This window comes from Methylobrevis pamukkalensis (assembly GCF_001720135.1).
In the GTDB taxonomy this organism is placed as follows: Bacteria; Pseudomonadota; Alphaproteobacteria; order Rhizobiales; family Pleomorphomonadaceae; genus Methylobrevis; species Methylobrevis pamukkalensis.
Genome location: NZ_MCRJ01000329.1, coordinates 1 through 414, shown reverse-complemented (window position 1 = coordinate 414; position 414 = coordinate 1). Strand labels below are relative to the sequence as shown.

The following is a 414-nucleotide window of genomic DNA, read 5'->3' as shown; positions in this document are numbered from 1 at the left end:
GCATCGGCCACGTCCGCCCGAGGCGCCGGCTCCGCGGCGGCTTCGGCAGCCGGCGGCACCTTCGCCGCGGGCACGGGCCCGCCGGCTTCGGGCTTGCCACCCTCGAACCTGGTCGACGCAGGCTTGGCGGCCCTGGTCGAGACGGGTTCGAGGGCCGCCGTTTCCAGCGTCGGCGCGATATCGGGTTCCGGGGACGGTTCCGGATCGGCGAGGAGCTCGGCCTCGAGGGCGACGACCGAAAGCTCGGCGACGCTGGCCGATGCCGGCGCCGTGTCGGGACCGGCCGCGTCGGCCGATGCCGGGGCGGACGGACGGAACAGGCGTTCCAGATCATCGAGCAGCGGATCGCCGGAGGAAATCGCCTGCGGTTCGGCAGACGGGGCCGGCGCCGGCGCCGGCGGAGCAGGTTCCGCT

The 414-nt window shown here is 75.4% G+C and carries 1 pseudogene; it reads right to left on the bottom strand.

Going from position 1 to position 414, the window contains the following annotated elements:
• Window positions 1–414: pseudogene (locus A6302_RS23350) on the bottom strand (hypothetical protein); the annotation flags it as partial.